This is a genomic window from Cytobacillus massiliigabonensis, from assembly GCF_900199725.1.
GTDB lineage: Bacteria > Bacillota > Bacilli > Bacillales > Cytobacillaceae > Cytobacillus > Cytobacillus massiliigabonensis.
On record NZ_LT904904.1, the window covers coordinates 581,259 to 601,741 of the forward strand.

Annotated in this window: 20 protein-coding genes; 14 read left to right on the top strand and 6 right to left on the bottom strand. The window is 38.8% G+C overall.

The window, feature by feature from the left end; all coding sequences use genetic code 11:
• Window positions 1-182: hypothetical protein (locus C1726_RS26435; RefSeq protein ID WP_216629069.1), on the top strand; the 182-nt coding region annotated here is incomplete at its 5' end.
• Between the two features lie 69 nt (window positions 183-251).
• Here C1726_RS26435 and C1726_RS13960 read toward each other — a convergent pair.
• Window positions 252-1,621 (bottom strand): IS3 family transposase gene (locus tag C1726_RS13960; protein ID WP_102271266.1). Its coding sequence is split into 2 segments (ribosomal slippage): window positions 252-1,156 and window positions 1,156-1,621, totalling 1,371 coding nucleotides; the frame shifts between segments, so codons are not numbered across the junction.
• Window positions 1,622-1,693: 72 nt separating this feature from the next.
• Window positions 1,694-2,455: an N-acetylmuramoyl-L-alanine amidase family protein gene (locus tag C1726_RS13965; RefSeq protein ID WP_102273713.1), complete on the bottom strand. Its 762-nt coding sequence runs from the start codon at window positions 2,453-2,455 to the stop codon at window positions 1,694-1,696.
• A 1,732-nt stretch (window positions 2,456-4,187) separates the two neighbouring features.
• Here C1726_RS13965 and C1726_RS13975 point away from each other — a divergent pair.
• The 3 genes from C1726_RS13975 to C1726_RS26195 all read left to right on the top strand — a co-directional run bounded on the left by C1726_RS13975 (window position 4,188) and on the right by C1726_RS26195 (window position 6,165).
• Complete coding sequence (locus C1726_RS13975) at window positions 4,188-4,811, top strand: hypothetical protein (RefSeq protein WP_102273715.1); 624 nt, start codon at window positions 4,188-4,190, stop codon at window positions 4,809-4,811.
• A gap of 317 nt (window positions 4,812-5,128) precedes the next feature.
• The gene (locus tag C1726_RS13980) at window positions 5,129-5,680 is read left to right on the top strand and encodes a cysteine hydrolase family protein (protein ID WP_102273716.1); all 552 of its coding nucleotides are present in this window, start codon (window positions 5,129-5,131) and stop codon (window positions 5,678-5,680) included.
• 314 nt (window positions 5,681-5,994) lie between these two features.
• Complete coding sequence (locus C1726_RS26195; RefSeq protein ID WP_180968199.1) at window positions 5,995-6,165, top strand: hypothetical protein; 171 nt, start codon at window positions 5,995-5,997, stop codon at window positions 6,163-6,165.
• Window positions 6,166-6,246: 81 nt separating this feature from the next.
• Here the strand turns inward: C1726_RS26195 and C1726_RS13990 are convergent, their stop codons facing one another.
• Window positions 6,247-7,323 (bottom strand): C40 family peptidase, encoded by a 1,077-nt coding sequence (locus C1726_RS13990; RefSeq protein ID WP_102273718.1) that lies wholly within the window; start codon window positions 7,321-7,323, stop codon window positions 6,247-6,249.
• 386 nt (window positions 7,324-7,709) lie between these two features.
• Here C1726_RS13990 and C1726_RS26960 point away from each other — a divergent pair, with 386 nt between their 5' ends.
• The 8 genes from C1726_RS26960 to C1726_RS14025 all read left to right on the top strand — a co-directional run bounded on the left by C1726_RS26960 (window position 7,710) and on the right by C1726_RS14025 (window position 13,743).
• Complete coding sequence (locus C1726_RS26960) at window positions 7,710-7,808, top strand: S-layer homology domain-containing protein (RefSeq protein ID WP_142385091.1); 99 nt, start codon at window positions 7,710-7,712, stop codon at window positions 7,806-7,808.
• Window positions 7,809-7,998: 190 nt separating this feature from the next.
• Window positions 7,999-9,054, top strand: coding sequence for a hypothetical protein (locus C1726_RS13995; protein WP_102273719.1), 1,056 nt, complete (start codon window positions 7,999-8,001; stop codon window positions 9,052-9,054).
• A gap of 280 nt (window positions 9,055-9,334) precedes the next feature.
• Window positions 9,335-10,879 (top strand): S-layer homology domain-containing protein, encoded by a 1,545-nt coding sequence (locus C1726_RS14000; RefSeq protein ID WP_102273720.1) that lies wholly within the window; start codon window positions 9,335-9,337, stop codon window positions 10,877-10,879.
• An 86-nt stretch (window positions 10,880-10,965) separates the two neighbouring features.
• A complete protein-coding gene (locus C1726_RS14005; protein ID WP_102273721.1) occupies window positions 10,966-11,346 on the top strand; it encodes a VOC family protein in 381 nt (126 codons plus the stop codon).
• Between the two features lie 357 nt (window positions 11,347-11,703).
• The gene (locus C1726_RS14010; protein WP_102273722.1) at window positions 11,704-12,489 is read left to right on the top strand and encodes a helix-turn-helix domain-containing protein; all 786 of its coding nucleotides are present in this window, start codon (window positions 11,704-11,706) and stop codon (window positions 12,487-12,489) included.
• Window positions 12,490-12,550: 61 nt separating this feature from the next.
• The gene (locus tag C1726_RS14015; protein ID WP_180968200.1) at window positions 12,551-12,907 is read left to right on the top strand and encodes a VOC family protein; all 357 of its coding nucleotides are present in this window, start codon (window positions 12,551-12,553) and stop codon (window positions 12,905-12,907) included.
• A gap of 8 nt (window positions 12,908-12,915) precedes the next feature.
• On the top strand, window positions 12,916-13,362 hold the full coding sequence (locus C1726_RS14020; protein ID WP_180968201.1) for an SRPBCC family protein: 447 nt from the start codon (window positions 12,916-12,918) through the stop codon (window positions 13,360-13,362).
• The gene (locus C1726_RS14025; RefSeq protein ID WP_102273725.1) at window positions 13,363-13,743 is read left to right on the top strand and encodes a VOC family protein; all 381 of its coding nucleotides are present in this window, start codon (window positions 13,363-13,365) and stop codon (window positions 13,741-13,743) included. It abuts the gene before it with no gap.
• Window positions 13,744-14,180: 437 nt separating this feature from the next.
• Here C1726_RS14025 and C1726_RS14030 read toward each other — a convergent pair whose 3' ends face one another.
• From C1726_RS14030 to C1726_RS14040, 3 genes are all read right to left on the bottom strand, one after another.
• Window positions 14,181-14,393 (bottom strand): hypothetical protein, encoded by a 213-nt coding sequence (locus C1726_RS14030; RefSeq protein ID WP_102273726.1) that lies wholly within the window; start codon window positions 14,391-14,393, stop codon window positions 14,181-14,183.
• Entirely contained in the window at window positions 14,390-15,625 is a 1,236-nt protein-coding gene (locus tag C1726_RS14035; RefSeq protein WP_102273727.1) for a DUF4062 domain-containing protein, read from the bottom strand. The genes C1726_RS14030 and C1726_RS14035 overlap by 4 nt, the downstream gene beginning before the upstream one ends.
• A 94-nt stretch (window positions 15,626-15,719) precedes the next feature.
• The gene (locus C1726_RS14040) at window positions 15,720-16,574 is read right to left on the bottom strand and encodes an alpha/beta hydrolase (protein WP_102273728.1); all 855 of its coding nucleotides are present in this window, start codon (window positions 16,572-16,574) and stop codon (window positions 15,720-15,722) included.
• A 476-nt stretch (window positions 16,575-17,050) separates the two neighbouring features.
• Between C1726_RS14040 and fdrA the strand changes: the two genes are divergently transcribed.
• Both fdrA and C1726_RS14050 read left to right on the top strand, forming a co-directional pair.
• Window positions 17,051-18,799 carry an acyl-CoA synthetase FdrA gene (gene fdrA, locus C1726_RS14045; RefSeq protein ID WP_102273729.1) on the top strand — a complete coding sequence of 583 codons (1,749 nt, stop codon included), beginning with the start codon at window positions 17,051-17,053 and terminating at the stop codon, window positions 18,797-18,799.
• Between the two features lie 307 nt (window positions 18,800-19,106).
• A complete protein-coding gene (locus C1726_RS14050) occupies window positions 19,107-20,372 on the top strand; it encodes a YlbE family protein (RefSeq protein WP_102273730.1) in 1,266 nt (421 codons plus the stop codon).
• Window positions 20,373-20,483 lie beyond the last annotated feature (111 nt).

Genomic DNA, 20,483 nt, shown 5'->3' on the forward strand with positions numbered 1-20,483 from the left:
CTCCCAATTACTACAGCAGTTATTCTCCCCAATATATTGATCACCCCATATTTTCAAAACAAAAGATGCTCATTCATCCTTATGAGGTTTGTCCAGAAAACATTCCTTCTGTAAGAACTGCTTGTATACAGGATTACCATTATTTCCTTCAATTCCTGATTTATGTTGTTGTTCCAATGTAAAAAAAATAGAGAGCAGCCATTTACTTTAATGGCATACTGATCTGACCCAATAAAGTTAGACAAATAATTTTATGCAACTTTTAAGACTTGAGTTCGGTATTCCACCGGACTCAGGTCTTTTAATTTTGCCTTCATTCGTTTGTGATTGTAATAGTGAATATAATCAGCTAATTCCTTTTCAAAATGCTCTATACTGTCAAAATCCTGTAGATAAAGGAGTTCGGACTTTAATAAGCCAAAGAAGTTTTCCATGACTGCATTGTCCAAACAGTTTCCCTTTCGAGACATACTCTGCGTAATTTGGTGCTGTTCTAATGTTTTTTGATATTGTTTCATTTGATAATGCCAGCCTTGATCTGAATGAAGAATCACTTGCTCTCCTGGCTGAAGACGTTCTATTGCTTGGACTAACATTTCTCCGACCAATTTATAAACAGGACGTTTCATGACGTTATAAGCAATGATTTCACCATTACACAAATCAAGTACTGGAGAGAGGTAACGTTTCTCACCGAATAGGTGGAATTCCGTCACATCGGTTACCCATTTTTGATTCACTTTCTCTGCAGAAAAATCACGGTTTAGGATGTTAGGAGCAACTTTTCCCACATTACCTTTATAAGAACGGTACTTTTTCATGCGGACTAAGCATAGTAAGTCCATATCATTCATTAAACGATTGATGGTTTTTTTATCGTGTTTAAACCCTCGTTTCTCTAGTTCTTTCGTGATCCGACGGTGTCCATAACGACCCTTATGTTCATGAAAAATCTCTTTAATACTTTCTTTTACGTTCGCATATTTATCAGGTTGATTTAATTTTTTCTCCCAATAATAATACGTACTACGTGGAATGTCAGCGACTTCAACTAAATCTACAACTTCATACATATGCTTTAGTTCAAAAATTACCTGCGCTTTGATTTTGTTTGTAATTTTTCCTGCATTTGAACTAAAGCGTTCAACTTTTTTAAGTAGGCATTCTCCATTTCTAAACGCTCAATTTTCGCTTGTAGTACTTCTACCGTATCTTCAACTAGTTTTGGTGTTTCTTTCTTTGAATCAATTTTCTTTGTTTCTTTCTTCATAGATGGTCGCCCCTTTTTCTTTGGTTGTAGGGCGTCTAATCCATCTCGATTTAACTTTAATCTCCAATTTCGTATCATTCCAGGAGAAGAAATATTAAATATCGCAGCTGTATCAATAGAAGATGTACCCGTTTCGATCATATAATTTAGTACATCCATTTTAAACTGAGTTGAATAACTTGTATAGCTTTTTAGAAAAGCTTCAATGCCATGTTGTTCGTATAGGCGAATCCATCCACTCAAAATAGTTGGTTTTACCTGAACCTCCCGCGCAATCTCATTGATAGATTCATTCCCATTTAAATACCTTGAAACAATTAGAATCCTTTGTTCTGCAGTAAATTTAGCCATTAAAAAACCCCCATAAATGTTAGTTTGATGTCTAACATTTATGGGGCAGTTCATACTCTCCTTTATCTGCTTTTATTTTAACAATCCTCTCTCGATCGCGGCATACAGTAAGCCGATCGCATCAGATTCTGTTAGCTCGCCTTTTCTCAGCTGATTGAGCCAGTTTTTACTTAAGGCTTTGTCTCCATGCTTGTTTTCATCTGTAAGGTCTTGTAAAACCCTTTCCGTTAAATCAATTAATGATTTGGATGTTGGTTGATACAATTTAGACTCCTCCTTATTTCCAGATGTATTTGGTTTCCTTTTTAATCCAAATGCCTTAACTAACCCATTTACATGACCTAAGGCAATTCTATTTAAATAAGCATCCTGTTTTAATTTAACTGCATCTGCTGGAGTGTCAATAAACCCATTCTCAGTGAGCAGAGCTGGCATTGTTGACTCTCTGACCATATGAAAATTTGCTCTTTTCTTTCCACGGTCTGTTAAATCGATTTGCTTAATGACTTCAGGATGAATGACATTCTGATAGACGATGGATGCACTGCTTGGGTTATTGTGAATATAGCTTTCGAAGCCTGTTCCGCCGCCTGAATTGATGTGGACTGACAGCAGATAATCTGCTCCCCACGCATTTGCCATATCTGTCCGCTGGCTCAGTCCTAGCGTAAGATCTGAGTCCCGGCTTAATCTAACTTGTGCATTTTCATATTGTAAAAGTAAATCACGGATTTTCTTTGAGATTTGCAATGTAAGTTCCTTTTCCTGCAGTCCATTCCCAACTGCCCCTGGGTCTGCACCGCCGTGTCCTGGATCAATAAAGATTTTAACCACTCGTAAACCTCCTTTTCAAGTCAGTTGCAATCCCATCCACTTCTTATTAACATATTCAGTGACAGCTTCTTTGTATACTGCACTTGACCAAGTTTGGTTTGTTTTCCGCTCGAAAACCTTTAAATCAAAAATCTTCATTAGATTATATATGTAATCACCCGAGTTTTAGACCATGAGCAGGTGGGAAGAGGGGACAGAATCCTTGTCTCACTTTGTTGCATGTTCCTTCTAAACTACGAACACAGCTATTAATCAAACGTTTGATTAGTAGCTGTGTTTCGAGTTATTTACGTAGAATAAGATCATTAACAATTTTAAGAAAATCAAAAATAGAAGGAAGGTATATCAGTTAAAAGATTCCTCTCCTTCTACTTGTTTTATTAACTTGATTTTTTGGCAAGCACAATGATTCTTCTAAAGTATTCGAGCAACACGTTAAGATCAGCAATAATAAGCTGTTTTTTGTTTTCATTTATAAAATGAAAATCGAAACAGTATGCCTCTCTAGAATCTTTAGAATTGTAATAGGGAGATTTCAATTTATATTTTTCAAATACACTTTTGAGACCTTTATAATGATCAATATTTCGTTTGTAAAACCGTAGACGAAGTTTTTCCTTGTCACGTTGAATAGCTCCAAAAGTATAGGTATTGCTAGTAAAATGAATATCCTGTTTCACTAACAATGTATGAAGCGGAGGCCTTAAGTATATATGATCACATTCTCCTTTATTTGATCCCTCCAGTTCAACATAAAAGTACTTATGACTAGAAAAGAACTGGGCCAATTCTTTTCTAAATATATCTAGTTCGAAATCCTGTCTGCTCATTCCTTTGCATAGCAATGATTAGAAGATTAATCCTTGCTATATTCACCTCCTTTTGAATGTGATTGGTTCCCGCTGTGCATTCAATTGCTTTATTTAATCCGTAATTATTTGTATTCTTGCAGATCCTTATTTATAATTTGTTTCATTTTCATGTTGCGAAGAAATTAAGTACAATTCAGGCACGCTATCACCACAAAGTCAATTAAACTAGCATATGCTAGCCCTTTGTGTTCAGTAGAAACCTCAGTTAAAATGCCGAATTCTAATATCCTATCGCTAACTATTTTATAGTAGGACTCTTTAGCATGAATCAGGTGCTGCTCCATTTTTTCGGTTTCTGCCTTCTCAAGGCTCTCAACATTTTGCTCCGTTTGCTCTGTATTCTTTTGCGTGCTGTTTTCAATATTAGTGATAAATTAAATAAAAGATAACTCAAAACCAGCTTCGATCCTATGATTCCTCCAATATTATGCATAGGTATTTGTCACCATTAATGATACCTGTATATTAAATAATTTCAATAATATTCTAATTAATTTACAATAAAAGGAGGTTAGATATAAACAAAGATGTGTGAATGGGACATAGGGACATGAATCTTATCCCAGCAATTCATTTGCTATGCAATTGATTAAAATGCAGAGAATATAGGCATCTCGTCATCCTGTCATATGCAGTGCGTGCATCACAAATAATCATGTAATGTATTCACATTCTTGCCTATGTAATCAATGCCCGTTAGAATAAAGAAGTACATATGCTAGAATTGACAAATAAGTCCAAATGGAAGACTGAGATAAGGAACGATAAAGCTGCTGCTTTTTAACAGACCCTGGACTTAAATGCACTTGTGTGGCGGAATATGCCAAAGGAAATATTTTTGAGGAGGAGCTAAGACCACAATGTCAATAAAAGAGGTAATCGATCAAGGAAAAGAAATTAAACTAGACAGTTTACCATGGAGTACAGGATATACACCATTAGCAATATTACTATGCATCATACTCATAGTATCTTTTATTGGAATATCATATTCTCTATGGAAATCAAAAGTAAATATCATGCTGCTTTCCATTTCAATCATTTTATTTTTAACTATCACGGGTATGACATTAAAAGAAATAAATGAAGAAAAGAAAGCTGTCTTTACTGATCAGGTAAATGAATGGAGAAGTGAAGTTGCTCAGGAATACATTGAGACATTACCGTCAAGTACTAAAGAATTAGAGGAAGTAACGATTAAATCAGAGATGTTAAATAAGTACACTCGAAACTGGTGGCAAATAAAATATACCGATTATGGAAATGAAATAATCAATCCTGCGGAGATTTCATTTGATGAGGATAATGAGGCAGTAACAAAAGAAGGAATGTTTGAGGTAGTTATCGATTTAGAAAATGATGAGCAGTCTTATATGGAGTACCAGTATTTAACCGAGGACTTAGGGCATGGAGTGAATGAGGGATACTATAATATTGTCATTCACGTACCTGAGGATTTCACATTTGAAGAAGAGGAAGAATAAATGCTTAACGAGAGAGAAGTCCGAACACTTCTCTCTTTTTCATTGTTACTGGATAGTTCGGTAAAATATTCGCATAAACAGCAGAGGGTTTAGTATGAATGAACAGAAAAGCGGTTTAATTATAAAAATTAGCAAACAATCCGATTCCAGCGGATCAGAAACAATCCACTAGTAAAAGCATAGTACACAAACCATTTCCTTCTATAGATTATATTCATTATCCCCCTGAAATAAAGTTGCTAAAAACTCACCCCTGGATTACCATTTATTTAGTAATTGTAATTAACAAACTATATTGAAAAAAGAGGTGTGTCATTATGCCTAAACGTGCATTAATTAATATTGACTACACAGAGGACTTTGTCGCAGCGAATGGAGCATTAACTTGCGGAGAACCAGGGCAGGCAATCGAGCGGAAAATTACTGAATTAACAAAGGAATTCATGTTAAATGGGGAATTTACTATTTTTGCAGTTGATGTACATGAGGAAGGTGATCCTTATCATCCAGAGACAAAATTATTTCCTCCTCATAACATCCGTCATACAAAAGGCAGAGATTTATTCGGAAGTCTAAAAGAATTGTATGAAGCAAACGCAGGAGCGGAGAATGTTTATTTTATGGATAAAACAAGATATTCAGCCTTTGCTGGTACAGATTTAGAAATTAAATTGCATGAGCGCGGGATTGAAGAAATTCACTTGGTTGGTGTTTGTACTGATATATGTGTGCTGCATACAGCGGTGGATGCTTATAACAAGGGATTTAAAATAGTCGTTCATAAAGATGCAGTGGCATCTTTTAATCAAGCTGGTCATGACTGGGCATTGAGTCATTTTGAAGGGTCACTGGGGGCAACGGTTATTTAAAAATTAAGGCTGTCTTCTAAAAAACTGTTGTTTTTAGAGAAATTTTCAGTTTACCAAAAAGACTAGTTGATTGGAGCAGAAGGTGCGAGACTCCTATGGGAGGAGTGGGACAGGTGAGACCCCACAGGAGCGTTAGCGACGAGGAGGCTCAGCGCCCACCTCGGGGAAAGCGAGCATTCTGGAGCGCAAATCAACTTCTACCTAATTATGTTAAAAGCAACGGGATATATGTACTTAATGATGGCAAGGATAAGTTTTATTTGTTTTTAAGCTAAGAATTTCTTGAAGAAGGGAAAGGCTTTGGGCAAATTGAGGTGAAAAAAGAAGAAGGTGCGCTCACTATTTATTTGAATGAGACCTCCGATATAGAGCAGGAAAATCAAGTGCAGCATAAATTATACGAGATTCACCAGCTAAAAGACTTTGAGTCTCTTCGTGTATTTAAAAATGGAGAAGAAACTCATATCCAAATAATAGGAGTGTAGCTGTCTTTCCTTGGTGCCTTCCATTGCTCGCGGACAAATAAAAGGATCAGCCTGGCTGATCCTTTCTCATGTAATCATAAATTAATAGAATCGCTTAAACCCATCAAAATGCTTTTGATAATAAGCTTCACTAAGCTTACTAATGCCTACTCCATTTGATGAACTGGCATGGATAAATTGGTTATCCCCGATGTAGATGCCCATATGGGAGATTCCTGGCTTATATGTATTTTCAAAAAAGACCAAATCTCCAGGCTGAGGGGTATCCACGTAATAGGAGCGGCTATAATAGCCTTCAGAAGACAATCTGTTAATCGCTTTTCCAGCCTTGTTGAAAACATAATAGATGAATCCGCTGCAATCCAATGCAGTTGAGCTTGTGCCTCCATATTGGTAAGGTATGCCTATTAGTTTAAGTGCTTCGCTTAATAAAGGCAGATCTGTATTTGTGACTTGGTCACCGCCACTAGGCTTTTGCTCAGCTGAGGGTTCTTCCTGTCCGTTGACAGCAGGCTTTTCTTCTGCAGCAGGTTTCCCATTCCCGTTAATTAGTAATTTTTGTCCGACGTAAATTAAATCCGATTTTAAATGATTTACGTTTTTCAGCAGTTGAACGGTTGTCCCAAATTGAACTGCGATTCTCGATAAGCTATCCCCGCTTTTTACTATGTATTCTGTCTGATTGTTGTTTACCGATGGGGCAGGTGCAGGCAGGGATTCCTCCGCAGGTGCCTTCGGTGGTGGAGCGGATGATGCAGATACCTTCAAACTTTGCCCTGGATAAATCATATCGGATTTTAAGTTATTCCAGGCGATGAGATCTGCCAATTTAATTTCATGCTTTGCAGCAATTTTGCTGAGATTGTCTCCCTGAACGACTGTATAAGCTTGTACAGTTTGTGTTAAAGTTGGAGCTTTTTCCGTTTTCGGAGCAGCGGGGGCAACGAATTGTGCAACTTTTAGCGTTTGCTTGTAAGCTAAGAAATCTGTTGATAGATTGTTTAAAGATTTAAGCTCACCAACTGTCGTATTGTGCTTTTTGGCAATACTTGAAAGTGTATCCCCCTTTTGTACCGTATAGGTAGAAGCAAAGGCACTTGTAGTAAAGCTTGCCGATAAGAGAGCAGCAGTTGCAAATGTTGCGACCTTTTTCTTCATTTTTCTCACAACCCTCCCATAATAATCTATATTATGCATATTCTATCATATAAAATGGAGCCTGACACCAACTTATGGGTATTCTGCCCCTAGGGTAAGAGCTTTTTTTGGACTAATGAAAAAATAAATCGGCTTTTTGTCTGATTTTGACAAATAATATCTAATATTCTCAAAATATGGAGTGAGTCTCGAGGACTATTAAAATAAGGATATTAAAATTTATGGGGGAGATATGAGTGAAACGCTTATTTAAAGTTGCTATCATGTTCACCTTATTGTTATTAGACGTGCCTTTAATCTTCCTTTTGATAAGCAGCCAGCATATATTGATGTCCCTTCCAGCAATTAGCCATCATCTGATATTAATACTGTAGCGAAAAAATAAAATGGCTAATGGTTATGAGGATGGCGCTTTTAAGCCATCGAATTATGTGACTAGAGCAATATTTTCTATCTTTCTTGCACAGGCATTAAATGACGATTAGAATTTAAGTTCGTTTCATTGGTTCAATTTGAAATCACCGTAAGGAGAGACTTTTCACGGTGATTTTTTGTATTTAAACAGGAAAAATGACCTAACAATAAATTAGAAGAGGATGTCTTTTTCTCCATATAGAATATAGGAATCTCGTCATTCTTGTCGTATGATAATACTAGAAAGGAGATGTCTTGCGAATGGGAAAGTTTAAAGTATTCATATTTTTTATTTCTATACTCTCACTGCTTACAAGCTGTTCGTCGACTGAAACTGTCTCTTCTAAAGAAGCTGATAAACTAGTTATATCTGACTACTTTCCCCAGGTTGGATTAGAACGATCCTATATTCAGTATGGGACAACAGGGGAAAATACGACCGTGAATGACATAGTTGTTTCAGAGACAGATGCCTCTGGAAAAGAAATGATCTACATAAAGGAAGCTGGCAGCCTAGCAGGTGAGAAAATCACTCAATACGAAGTGAATAACGATTCGATTCGGGTTGTCTATTTAATGAATGCGCTCAAAAATGAGGAAGCAGACGTTATAGAGTTAACTGCTCAGCCTGAGTGGAAAACGGGTGATGGGGATGATTCAGTAAGCTATTTAACCGAAACAGGTCTTGATATTGAGGTTCCTGCGGGTATGTTTAATCACTGTATTGAGGTAACGAATATTGCCAAAAGTAAATCGGGCGAACATAAAGTAGTTAAATACTACGCTCCAAAGGCAGGATTAATTAAAACCGTATTCTATTTAGAGGATGAAGGGGAATTTGTATTTTCCGAATTGCAAACTAGCAATCTTGATAGGATTAACGCTGAGGAGAAACAGCTAGATGAAAATAGTGATTCGCCGTCATCTGAACAGACTTTAACAAATGGAAGTACATATCGTAATAACGAATACGGCTTTGTTTTTACCTATCCTAGTGAGTGGGATCAATATATTAAAATAAGTGAAGGGTCTTGGGCTGGTGATGCAGAAGCAACGATTGATATTAATTACATAGAGGATAAAATCGATCAGAATGTATTTAGCATTGTTGTCTTTGATTACGTTGCAGAAGAGGAACAATGGGATCATCCAATGATGAGATATTTAGCAGCAAATAACGGGAAAACCTTTGCTATATCTGTTGCGGTTGAACCAAGTGAGGAGCTGCTAAAGCCGGAAAACGAAAAGAAGCTTAAGTATATTCAGGAGATGATAGCCAATCTTGAAATAGTTGAGGATAGTTTCAGGTTTGAATAATAAAGTGAAACTTCCATCAGCGGGGGAGTTCCAACTCATAGGTTGGGCTAGTGCCGATGCTGCCACAGGACGTGGCGTTCTTATTCGACTTTCATCACCTACTGATAGTTAGTTGAACCAAATGGGCAGTTGATCCTCCACTTAAACTTCTTTGTTTCCTCGCCTTTCTTGAGGTAGGGGTCTTACTGCCCGTAAATCTGCGATAAAAGGCTAGTAAATAATGAGTGAAAAGCTTTGAAGCTTAGAAAAAATGCCGGCATGTTCTTAGGGAGGGGCTATTTTGAAAAAACAGACCTTGGTTTGGCTTTTGGCCTTACTATTCTTTTATTCTTTTACAGGGAATGCGTCTGCATCCCCAATATTTAGTGACTTTAGTAACAGTTATTCAGCGAAGGCCGAAATTGAATACCTTGCAAAGAAGGGGATTATTGGCGGATATCCCGATGGCAGCTTTGGTGTAAATGATAAGATTACACGCTTACAGGCTTCTGCGATGATTATTCGTGCACTAGACTTGGATACAAGCAATCGTCCGAATCCAAACTTTAAAGATGTTAAAGCAGATGATGCTGGGTACGAACTAATTGCAGCAGTAGCAGATGAAGGAATAATGGGCGGAAATGAACAAGATGAGTTCAGACCGTCAGATACGCTTACGAGGGCTCAAATGGCTGCCATTCTTGTTCAAGCCTTTCAATTGAAGGGAAAAGCAGCCTATTCCTTCCGCGATGTGGATGATTCGCATTGGGCATCTGCAGCTATTAAAACCTTATTCCATAACGGCATTACAACAGGATATGCTGATAATACGTTTAAGCCAAATCAATCGATTACGCGTTCACAATTTGCTGTATTTTTGGCGAGGGTTTTAAATCCAAACTTTAAAGAAGTGAACGCATGCTATAAACCGAACAATGAGAAGAAACATGTTGTGAATGTTGCAGTAACCACGCTTTGGGAAAAGCCAGATCGTGCAAGAGCGATCGATGAGCCTGCCATATCAAGTCATGTAAATGTCACGAAATGGATTTCTAGTATGAACTATCCGCAAAAAACTTGGCTGCTTGGCAAAATTGATTCACAGGCATTATATGGCCAGGAGGTGACGATTTTACAAAGCAGCGGAAATTGGTACAAGATTGCAGTTAAAGACCAATATTCTCCTAAAAATAGCAATGGATATCCAGGTTGGGTGCCAAAATCTCATATAACAGAGTATTATCCAAACTATGAAAATTGCAAGATTGCCATCGTGAGTGCAAATAAGGCCTCTTTATATAATACGAAAGCTGCTGCTAGTAAATTTTTAGAAGTAAGCTTTAATACTATATTGCCAGTTATGAAGGAAGAGAATAATTGGTTACAAGTCCAGACCCCAACAAATGAAGTGAAGTATATGAGAAAGCAAGATGTAAAGGTATTTGCGAATTACAAGAGTATTCCTAAGCCTTTACAAAAGGATTTAGTTGATACAGGAAAGCGATTCTTGAATTTGCCTTACCTATGGGCGGGGAATTCAGCATATGGATTTGATTGCTCTGGCTTCACGCATAGTATTTATAAGCAGCATGGAATCTTAATTCCAAGAGACTCCACTGTTCAGGCACAACAAGGAGCAGCAGTTACGAAAAATAACTTACAGCCTGGCGATTTAATGTTCTTTGCCCATAATAAAGGGAAAGGGAACGTTCATCATGTTTCCATGTATATCGGGGATGGGAAAATGATACACGCTCCTAATTTTTCAAGAGCAGTTGAAATTGTCTCGATCAATACCGAACCTTATAAATCGGAGTTTGCTGGTGCTAGAAGATACCTAAAATAAGTTATTTAATATTGTCATTTTGAAGACGGGTCAGGCATAATAGAAAGAGCTAGTGGAAAAATATTCATATGAAATGGAGTGAAAACATGATTAAACAAATCGGTCAAATTATGCTCTATGTTAATAACCAAGATGAGGTTTTGAAATTCTGGACAGATAAAGCTGGATTTATCGTCAAGTCTGAAGAAGATAATGGTCAAGGGATGAGATGGATTGAAATTGCCCCATCAATGGATGCGGAAACGAGTATTATTCTCCATAACAAGGAATTTATTGCAAAAATGGAGCCCGAATTAAATCTTGGCACTCCTTCATTAATGTTTTTCACAGAACGCCTCGATCAATTGTATACAGACCTTTCTGCTAAAAGTGTAACTGTCGGTGAGCTAGTTACAATGCCGTCTGGCCGGGTATTTAACTTTGCCGATCCAGAAGGAAATTACTTTGCTGTCATGGAAAAAAAGTAGTTTAGTTTATGTGGACCAAATCGCACATGATTTGGTCCTTTATTATTGTAATATCCCTTGAACTTGAGGACACCAGTTCCCTTATTTTTGAAGAAATTTGCTGATTCTTTTTCTTTGTGGACATACGTTTCGCTATTTTAATAAAAAGCAGTGATTTTCAAGTGAATTTTAGTAAATAACGTACTAGGTATCCGTTCAGCCGTAAATTACAGTCATTTAATCAAAGTAACGGCTACATTGTCCGTCTGAGGGTTTCGCCACATTATTAATCAAACGTTTGATTAATTTTGCGCCTCGTATTTTTTGAAAATTATAATATTTTGATGTATAAACATAAATAGATAGGGGGACGTTGAGATGCGAAATTCGAATGATCAAGTGAAAGCAGTTATTGCTGCAATTGAATATATGCAAAAGCATTTAGATGAAGAAATCACATCAGAAGAGCTAGCTTCTCTCGCAGGATATAGCCCTTATCATTTTTCGAGATTTTTTAAAGTGGTCACAGGCGTGTCACCCCGGCATTATTTATCTGCCTTACGTATAGAGGCGGGGAAGAGAATATTGGTGGATTCATCCTCTTCATCTATATTAAAAACACTGCTTACAATTGGATTTAGGAGCATGGGAACATTTAGCACGAAATTCAAGCAATTTGTTGGTCTTTCCCCAAAGCAATTTCAGCTGCGTACGGAAGACTTGCACGAATTTATTAACCAATATGAACGCCAGGATAAGCTTGAACAGAATAAACTTTCTCCTCCAGTTGTTACCTGTCACCTAGAAGTTCCTGAAGGTTTTAAAGGTCTCATTTTTATTGGACTATTCCCGCGCCCGATTCCAGACCAAAGGCCTGTCGCTGGAACAGCCATTACTCATAATCGAACAAACTGCGTGTTCTCCTCTGTGCCATTAGGAACCTACTATGTTTTAGCCGCAGCACTTCCTCTAAGCTTTCATCCAAAAGACTATTTTCTTTTAGATACATCTTTAAGGGGCAAGTCGGATCATGCAATTGAAGTTACAGAAGGAACAGCGGCAGAAGTGAAGATCAAGCTTAGAGATCCTATGCCCTATGATCCGCCAATCTTAATTAATCTCCCCCAGCTATTATTTGAAAAAGTAAAAAACAAAGCAAACTAGAAGAAATTTCCGATGCCTTTTATTGTTAAATTAAGGGTATTAACTACTAGGAGGGATCGTTTTGCTAAATCAAGTGTGTGTATTGACAGTGAAGGTAGACGATATAGAGAAGGCAGTTGAATTTTATACACAAGTGCTGTCCTTCAAAGTTTCAAAGTATTACGGGGAAAAGCTTGTTAGTTTAGTGCATAATGATATGCCCATTGTATTAGAAGAAACAGAAGCGATTGGTACTGAGGCACGTCAAAGTGTTTTATTAGGAATTCTATCGGAAAATCTTGATAAAGATGTTGATGAACTGAAAGCAAAAGGTGCAGAAATTCTTTTTGATGAGCCCCAGCCATGCCCGCCTGGGCGCTATACGATTATTAAGGATCCAGCAGGAAATCAAATTGAAATCGTCGAGTTTTCCAGCTAGTTGTTATGATGCCTGTGATTAAGCATCAAACGTATATTAAGTCGCAGCCAGCGAAAGTATTCCAAATGTTAACAACCGCTGATGGTTGGAATGCTTGGTTTACGGATCGGACAACCATTGCGTGGAACAAGGATGGAACAGGTGAAATCCGGCTAAGATGGGCTATTAATAGGGAGAAAATGATTGAAGATGGCGGAAAAATAATAGAAGCTACCCCTGATGAATCTTTTATTTTCCAATGGTGCCCTGGAGAAAGCCAAACAACTGTGAAATTCAATGTACAGCCATTTAGGGAAGGAACATTATTAGCTGTTGAAGAGCATGGGTATTCAAATAAAGATATTGGCACTTGCATCGAATGTGCGATTGGCTGGGGAGAAGCTTTGACCTTATTAAAAATCTATTTAGAGCACGGGATTGTTCTTAAAGAGGATTTATTCGCAGGAGTGATATAAATGATCTATGAAGTGACTTTTCAGGTTCGAGTAACTGATATTACTGAAGGAAAAGGGTGGTATCAAACATTATTAAGTCGAGAGCCCGATTTTGTCCCGCATGAAGGCTTCGCAGAGTGGGAGCTTATTCCTAAATGCTGGCTGCAAGTAGCTGAAGGAACACCTGCAGAAAGCAGCGGCCCCCTTAGACTAGGTGTGATGAATATAGAAGCTGAGCGGGAGAGATTAGTGAAGGAACTAAAGATAGATATTTTTAAAATATATGAAAGACCAGAAGTGCCTGTAAAATGGGGGACTTTTTCGGACCCCTGGGGTAATCAGATAGGGCTGTTTGAGTATTTGAGTGAATTGGAGAAGGTTGGAAAGATGAATGGAGTTTGAGTGATTAGGGTTTAGTTTACTTTAATGCTTGAACTGTGCTTTTGAGCTTGAAATGGTTTTTATCTCATGACCGAGTCCGAACAATGGCCAAGTTCGGACAGGATCGAGCGGAATGTGCAAGACCGAGTCCGAACAATGGCCAAGTTCGGACAGGATCGAGCTAAATGCGCATGATCGAGTCCGAATAATAGTCAAGTTCGGACAGGAACGAGCTAAATGTGCATGATCAAGTCCGAATAATAGTCAAGTTCGGACAGGAACAAGCTGATTGCGCATGTTTGAGTCCGAACAATAACACCCTCCGGACACGAAAAGGCTTTTTCTCTAGGTCGTTTCTAACTAGAACAATCATCAGACACACCCAGCTTTTCCCCGCAAACTTAGGATAAACTTTTACAAAAAAAAATTGTAGCGAAGAATATCTTCTCTACAATTTTCTATGCATTTCTAAATAGTCTCGTTGGACGAGGCATGATTTTATCTGATTCTTTAAGTACTTTATTTAGTGTATCAATGTTGTTAGCAACGGAATCACTGAAGCTCCGTGGGCCAAGGATTTTCCCTTTATTTTTCTGAATGGTTTTTCCTGCTGGGGAACGTCTTGCAACGATTGTGCCAGAGCTATGATAATTTACTCGTTCTTTGCTCATTTTGTCCCTCCTATCAGCATAATCAAAAATTGAAAGAAATGTCCACTTTCGTTTATTATAGCATATTCAATCTCATCTGAATATGCGCGAACTTGTTCTTTAGACCACCAGTCAAGGAACGTAAAATGGAGGCAGAGCACATATTCACCTATTGGTTCGGTAATATAGAGCGTCTGTTTTTCTTCTAAAAAGGCAATGAGCCGTTCTTGATTATTATATGCCTCTACGACAAAAACATCCTCTGATTCGGTCAAATCAAAAAAGTCAGGTGCAGTTATTTCACCAAATTCAGCCATTCGCTTTAAACAATTTCCATCGTATTTATATAGGGAAGCCGCTAAGCATTCAGAAACAGTGTTTACGTGGATCGGGTTTGTATCAGGCGTTTGTACGATCGCTCTCGGTTCATCAAGAAACAGTAAACCGCTTTTTAAAAAGTTTGACCATGCTCTTTTCGTATTTTGCACAATGGAATTTCTTTTATCCAGCATAATTAGCGTATAATCTGCATAATTTAACAAAAAGGATGCTTGTCCTTTGAGCTGCTCCAATTGATCTCTTTCTTCAATAAGACCAACAACTGACCTTAGTGACGTGCTAAGCATCGCAGAAATTGTGCTTGCTTCTTTTTCAGAACGGGAGATATTAAAATCATAAAGCCATTTTCCATTGGAATAAATATCATAAAGAAAGGCCCATACAAATGGATCTGCAGCCTCCAGCAGGGTTTTCGCTATTCCATCCTGCTTCACTTGTTCATTTATCCAGTCCTTTAGCGGGTCAAACGGTGACCCAGGAAGCCTGTGATGATCCCTTAAATAGATCTCATATAAATTCTTAAATTCCTTCTGTAAAAGCTTAAAGTTATTTTTGATCTCTGGTGATACAAAAACGAGGATATGCTTTTTCTCTAATAGTGCCGCCTTATATTCAAGATAGGTCGGTGTGACATTCCCGCGCAGCAGCGAACGACTGGCACCTGATCTCTTATTGATCAGCAAAACAAATACATCACTGGACTTGACAACATCCTGGCATTGTTTTAACGTATCCTTTTCCCAAGTGCCAAAGTCTCCATCTTCAAAAATCGGCACTTCATGTCCGCTTTCTTCAAGATGCTTTTTAATCAGCTTTCTTGGTCCTTTAAGATCCTCCTCATATGCGGAGCTAATAAAGATTCTTGTCTTATTGATCAGCGGAAACTCCCCCTTTCCCCTTAGGTAGTTACCCATATTATACCATTATAAAATCAAGTAAATACACAATAGACAGAAAATTTGAATTTATCGCAGACAGACCCTCCGCTGATTGAAGTTTCTCTTTTTCTTATAGGCTCTCCTTTAGAAATCTAAGTACCTCTTTAAATGTCTCCGCAACTGCCGGATCTTTCATATTCTCATCAAATGAGTGCTTGCCATTTTCAATAGTAATTAGCTTATTCTTAATACCTGCACCGTTCAGTGCCTCACGCATGAATACGGACTGCTCATAAGGAACATCATCATCTGCATCTCCGTGCAAAAGAAGTGTTGGCGGGTAGTTTTTATCTATTTTTTTCAATGGACAAAATACATCGGGAGCCTCTTCCTTGTTGCCGGTTAAATAATCGATCCACTTGCCTTGCTGACGGCAATATAAGTATATGGCGAAGCGGCGCTCGATTGGACCTTCGGATAGGGCCTCTTTTTGAATGAGCTGATGTACAAGAACCTCTGGAACAGCCGTCATTTTTGAAAAATATGGGCTGGGCTGTCGAGACCAATCCCCAGCAATATCCCCGTAGCCATAAAAAGAAACAATCGCATTCGGGCGAACTTGAAAGGTTCCAGACAATAGCGCAAGATAGCCGCCTGCAGAACTTCCAATTACAGCCATTCGATCAGGATCGAAGCCAAACGTACCTGCTCCTTGTTCCTTCAGCCAGATAAGAGCATCCTCAATGTCCTGCTTAATGGCTGTCAGCTCGGATTCTGGTGCTAGACGATAATCAATCGTGCATACGTTATAGCCTGCCTGCAAATAAAGATTTATTTGTTCCTCTTTCATATCCGTTCTTGTCCCAAAGATTAATCCTCCCCCGTGAATATAAACAATGAGTGGCGCATGCTTCTCCTCAATGGCATAAAAATCTCCTTTAATTTTACAGCCATCCACTTCCTTATATATAAATGTTGTCTTCATTCCATATCCTTCCTTTCATTCGCTCGTTAACGATTTAAATTATAGTACACCGATGCTAGAAACAAATAAATCGAGTGAATCTTTAATGTTTTTGCAATGTAAACCCTTTCAATTTTATTCGATTGTTATGCCTGATTTCCTATAATGCAACTGAGGTTAAGTTATTGTTTATCTATTTACCTAAGGCTCATTCAAAAACAATGTTTGGCAGAGGTTGACTTCTGCTCCAGGATGCTCGCTTTTTCGCGGGGTGGGGGCTGAGCCTCTTCGGCTAGTGCCTGTGGGGTCTCAGCTGTCCCACTCCTCCCGCAGGACGTTGAATCCGCACGAAGGAAATGCGACAGCATTTTCGAGGAGTCTCGCACCTCCCGCTCCAGTCATCCAAACCATTTCATTGCCTGCCACACAATTGGGAGCCTTTCTAACGCATCCATATTTAGTCAAACGCATCAAAAATAATACCGAGGTGATAACAAGTGATTTATACGATTGTAAAAAAGAACTCGTATCAAGACTCTATTAATCTAATGTTATTAACAAATTCAATTTCTGCGATTGAAGGCGTCAACAAGGCGCAAATCATGATGGGTACCCCTGCGAATAAGGATATTTTTAAAACAGCAGGATTGTATACGGAAGAATTGGAAACAGCGGAATCGAACGATATGGCGATTGTCGTTGATACAGATGATGAAAACAAAATGAACGAGGTTCTAGATAAAGTTGAGCAATACTTGAAGGATCAATCCATCAGCAATAAAGGAAATGATTATGAAACGGTCCGCACATGGGATCGAGCTAGAAAAGCGTTGCCTGATGCGACGTTAGCTCTAATTTCTGTTCCTGGCCAATACGCGGCTGAAGAGGCTGAAAAAGCATTGGACTTTGGTTTGCATACATTTATCTTCAGTGACAATATGCCAATTGAAGATGAAGTAAGACTTAAGAAAAAGGCGCATGAAAAAGGATTGCTCGTGATGGGACCAGATTGTGGAACTGGCATTATTGATGGTGTCCCAATTGCATTTGCGAATGTTGTTAAAAAAGGACGAATTGGAATTGTTGGTGCTTCCGGAACCGGGATTCAAGAAGTAACAGCGATTATTGACCGCCTTGGTGAAGGAGTTAGTCATGCGATTGGCACAGGGGGCCGCGACTTAAAGGAACCTGTCGGCGCCATCACCATGATGGACGGCATCCGCGCATTAGAAAATCATCAGCAGACAGACATTATTGTTGTTATTTCTAAGCCGCCAGCAAAAGAAGTACGCAATGAAGTAGTCGATTTGCTTCATAGTGTTTCAAAACCAGTTGTAACCCTTTTCCTTGGTGAAAAGCCAACGCAATATGAAGGAAATGTATACCAGGCTTACACGTTAGAAGAAACAGCTCGCATGGCTGTTGACCTAGCGAAAGGAAATGAAATGAAAGCTGATTACAATCAGGGGAATTTTGAAGTAGCTAATACAGATTTAAAACCAGAACAAAGAACAATTAAAGGACTTTTCTCTGGCGGAACTTTAGCTTCAGAAGCAGCTGTGCTCATTTCAGATGCACTGGGACTGGGCTCAGCCATTACGAATGAGGATGGCTATGTCCTGAAGAAGGATGGCCACATTGTCGTTGACCTTGGTGATGACAAATACACACAAGGGAAGCCGCATCCAATGATTGATCCTGAAACGAGAGCTAGATTTATAGATGAAGCTGGCGCTGACGAACAAACAGCGGTTATCCTTCTTGATTTTGTACTTGGCTATGGCTCGCATGATGATATGGCAAGTGCCCTCTTGCCATCGATTCAAAAAGCCGTTTCTCATGCTCAAAAAGAAGGCCGTACCTTGCATGTAGTTGCTTCTGTTTGTGGAACAGAAACGGATCCGCAAGATTACCAAGCACAAAAGAGAAAGCTTGCTGAAGCAGGAATTATCGTAAAGGACAGCAATAATGAAGCGGTAAGAACAGCCCTAGCAATCGTAGGCCTAAAAGTAAATGACGTACAAAAAACTCATGTCGATGCAAAAGAACCATCAAAAACATTCGACTTAGCCGTATCAAAAGAAATGGAAGCATTAGTGAACAATAAACCAAGTGTCATCAATGTAGGTCTAAAGAGCTTTACAGATTCCATCATAGCGTATGGCGGCCGTGCCGTTCAATTTGATTGGAGACCGATTGCTGGCGGAAATGAAAAAATGAGAAAAATCTTGGCTCTATTGAAATAAAAGCTCTGTTATTATTCATTGTTGATTTTTGTGAGAATTCATAAGCGGAGAATTTCCGGCTATTTACAGAGATGAAGCTTAAAAAGCAAATATAAGCGGAAATATTCCGATTAACAGCTCCAATTAAGGCAAAATCCAAAGATTTGGATACGATAACCGGAAAAACTCCCTTTATTTTTAAGGAAATATAGGTATTTCCCAATTTAACCGGAATTTTTCCGTTTATTTCTCAAACACCGCAAAATCAACATTCAGTTTTAACAGAGACAAAATAAAAAACCAATCCATTATTCGAGGAGGATTTCACATGAAATACAATTCAATCGATGAAGCAAACAGAGCGGTAATCGAAAAAATCTCTGGGTCTGCGCCATTCCTTGTAGATGTCGTTCCCGCGAAGGATAAAATCAAGGAATTAACGGAAGGGAAAGTCCTCCTGCATGCTGGACCGCCAATTAAATGGGACGATATGACAGGACCCATGCAGGGCTCTTGCATCGGTGCTGCCCTTTTTGAAGGCTGGGCTGCAACGGAGCAAGAAGCAAAACAAATGCTTGAAAATGGCGAAGTTACTTTTATTCCATGCCATCATGTAAATGCTGTTGGCCCAATGGGTGGAATTACTTCAGCAAATATGCCGGTATTTGTCGTAGAAAATCGTTCAGAAGGAAATGAAGCATACTGCATTATGAATGAAGGAATTGGAAAAGTCCTTCGTTTCGGCGCTTACTCTGATGAAGTAATTACTCACTTAAAATGGCAGAAAAATGTATTAGGTCCAACACTTTCAAAAGCATTAAAGCTAACGGACAATGGCTTGAATTTAAATGTCATGATTGCCAAGGCGATCACAATGGGTGATGAGTTCCACCAGCGGAATATCGCAGCATCCCTTATCTTCCTTAAAGAAATCAGTCCATATATTGTGCAGGTAGAAGATATAAATGAAATAGATTTAAAGGATGTTATTCAGTTCCTGGCTGATACGGATCAATTCTTCTTAAATATTGCCATGGCAACAAGCAAGGCTGTCCTTGATGGGGCAAGAAAAATTGAAGAAGGTACAGTTGTTACAGCGATGTGCAGGAACGGGAAGGACTTTGGCATTCGCATTAGCGGCATGGGTGATGAGTGGTTTACTGCTCCAGTTAATACACCACAGGGACTATTTTTCACTGGCTATTCTCAAGACGATGCAAACCCAGATATCGGGGACAGTGCGATTACCGAAACATTTGGTGTCGGCGGGATGGCGATGATCGCTGCTCCAGGTGTCACTCGTTTCGTTGGTGCTGGCGGTTTCAGTGATGCGCTTGCAACAAGCAACGATATGATGGAAATTTGTATTGACCAAAACAGCAATTTTACGATTCCAACTTGGGATTTCCAAGGTGCTTGTCTCGGAATTGATGCACGTAAAGTTGTTGAAACAGGAATTGAACCAGTCATCAACACAGGAATTGCTCATAAACAAGCGGGCGTCGGACAAGTTGGTGCAGGTACGGTTCGTGCACCAAAGGAATGCTTTGAGAAAGCGCTTGAAGCATATGCGGTCAAACTGGGTCTCATCTAATTTTGCCCATGCAGAATTCCCTAACAATATTTGTGGAGGAATATGAACATTCGATTCCTCTCTTCCTTATAAAAAACCCGTTAGGATCTGTTCATAGTCTCTTCCAAAATG

What these genes read in the sequence shown, in the direction of transcription:
- C1726_RS13975 (WP_102273715.1), top strand. Translation starts at nt 4,188, where the DNA reads ATGTCAATAAAAGAGGTAATCGATCAAGGAAAAGAAATTAAACTAGAC.
- C1726_RS13980 (WP_102273716.1), top strand. Translation starts at nt 5,129, where the DNA reads ATGCCTAAACGTGCATTAATTAATATTGACTACACAGAGGACTTTGTC.
- C1726_RS13990 (WP_102273718.1), bottom strand. Translation starts at nt 7,323, where the DNA reads ATGAAGAAAAAGGTCGCAACATTTGCAACTGCTGCTCTCTTATCGGCA.
- C1726_RS26960 (WP_142385091.1), top strand. Translation starts at nt 7,710, where the DNA reads ATGGCTAATGGTTATGAGGATGGCGCTTTTAAGCCATCGAATTATGTG.
- C1726_RS13995 (WP_102273719.1), top strand. Translation starts at nt 7,999, where the DNA reads ATGGGAAAGTTTAAAGTATTCATATTTTTTATTTCTATACTCTCACTG.
- C1726_RS14005 (WP_102273721.1), top strand. Translation starts at nt 10,966, where the DNA reads ATGATTAAACAAATCGGTCAAATTATGCTCTATGTTAATAACCAAGAT.
- C1726_RS14010 (WP_102273722.1), top strand. Translation starts at nt 11,704, where the DNA reads ATGCGAAATTCGAATGATCAAGTGAAAGCAGTTATTGCTGCAATTGAA.
- C1726_RS14020 (WP_180968201.1), top strand. Translation starts at nt 12,916, where the DNA reads ATGCCTGTGATTAAGCATCAAACGTATATTAAGTCGCAGCCAGCGAAA.
- C1726_RS14025 (WP_102273725.1), top strand. Translation starts at nt 13,363, where the DNA reads ATGATCTATGAAGTGACTTTTCAGGTTCGAGTAACTGATATTACTGAA.
- C1726_RS14030 (WP_102273726.1), bottom strand. Translation starts at nt 14,393, where the DNA reads ATGAGCAAAGAACGAGTAAATTATCATAGCTCTGGCACAATCGTTGCA.
- C1726_RS14035 (WP_102273727.1), bottom strand. Translation starts at nt 15,625, where the DNA reads ATGGGTAACTACCTAAGGGGAAAGGGGGAGTTTCCGCTGATCAATAAG.
- C1726_RS14040 (WP_102273728.1), bottom strand. Translation starts at nt 16,574, where the DNA reads ATGAAGACAACATTTATATATAAGGAAGTGGATGGCTGTAAAATTAAA.
- C1726_RS14050 (WP_102273730.1), top strand. Translation starts at nt 19,107, where the DNA reads ATGAAATACAATTCAATCGATGAAGCAAACAGAGCGGTAATCGAAAAA.